The sequence below is a fragment of the Sphingomonas sp. BAUL-RG-20F-R05-02 genome (assembly GCF_022662305.1).
Lineage (GTDB): Bacteria > Pseudomonadota > Alphaproteobacteria > Sphingomonadales > Sphingomonadaceae > Sphingomonas.
Genome location: NZ_JAKNQH010000060.1, coordinates 1 through 1313, shown reverse-complemented (window position 1 = coordinate 1313; position 1313 = coordinate 1). Strand labels below are relative to the sequence as shown.

The window sequence follows — 1313 nt, the reverse complement described above, 5'->3', positions numbered from 1 at the left end:
TGATCTTGCCCCTATTTCGCCGGACAGGTTCAAGCGGTTGTTGAACCCATTGCGCGATGCTCGCGCGGCGAACGCATTTTGAGACCCGAGTGCGGGTGGTGTTCGTTGTAGTCTTCGATCCAGCCAGCGAGTGATGTCAACGCGGTATGTGCGTCGGGCAGCGGTGAGACGCGGACGTAATCTCGTTTGAGGGTGTGTACGAATGCCTCGGAGATGCCGTTGGACTGCGGGCTCCGGATAGGCGTGAAGCAAGGCTTCAGGCCCAGTTGGCGTGCAAAGATCCGCGTCTCGCGGGCGGTATAAGCCGAGCCGTTGTCGGTTAGCATCTCGACCATCGACATTGCGCGCGGTCCACCGAAGCGGGCCTCTACGGCTTCCAGCATGATGTCGCGCACATCGGAACCGCTGATGCCGGCGTTGGCGACCGCGCGCCAGGCAATCACCTCGCGGTCATGCGCATCGATGATGAAGGCGGCTCGGACGATCTCACCGTTCCAGCACGTGAACTCGAGGCCGTCCGAGCACCAACGCAGGTTTGACCGTATGGTCACTACGACGCCGTCGTGGCCGTAGTCGGGCCGCTCGGTGTAGCGCCGTGCCAGCAGCAGGCAGTTTACCGCCATGATCCGGTAGATGCGCTTGTGGTTGACCGGGTCAGCTCCTTCCGCGCGAAGCTGACGGTTGAGGACCGCCGCGATGCGGCGGTAGCCATATGTTGGCCGCTGCGCGGCGACTTGCTGGATGAGCGGCAGCAGTTGCGCGTCGTCGGCCTTGGTGTAGCGGCCGCGGGTCGTGATGGCACCAGTGACGCGCTCGTATACCGTCGAGCGTGCTACGCCGAGCGTGCTCGCCACAAGGCTCACCGGAAATCTTCCGGCAGCGGTGAGCGCATGAGCAAGGTCGTTTTTTTTGGGCGCGAACGATCGAGCGCTTCCTTGAGGATCTCCACCTCCAGCGTCTTCCGGCCGAGCTGGCGCTCAAGCTCGCGAATGCGGCTCTCCATCTCGCGCACCTCGCGGTTGCTGATCACGTCATCGTCGCCGGTGACAGCGACACTCCCACCTTCGAGCATCAGCCGGCGCCAACGGTACAAGAGATTGGGTGCGACACCGTTGCGTCGGGCGACGATCGAGATGCTCTCGCGACCATCGAGTGTCTCCTCGACGATCCTAAGCTTCTCTGCGGCGCTCCAGTGACGGCGCCGACCGCCATCAGTGATGATCTCAGACAAAGACATAAGCCTATGCTCAGGGGCTATCCCTAAGCCTCCGTATTAGGCTCAAACCTGTCCGGGTGAAACGGGGGCCAGTTCA

The 1313-nt window shown here is 62.4% G+C and carries 1 protein-coding gene; it reads right to left on the bottom strand.

The features are described 5' to 3' along the window. Positions 1–29 precede the first annotated feature (29 nt). A protein-coding gene (locus L8F97_RS22415) for an IS3 family transposase (RefSeq protein WP_242154952.1) occupies positions 30–1237 on the bottom strand; the annotation gives its coding sequence in 2 pieces (ribosomal slippage) (positions 30–913 and positions 913–1237; 1209 coding nt in all). Positions 1238–1313 lie beyond the last annotated feature (76 nt).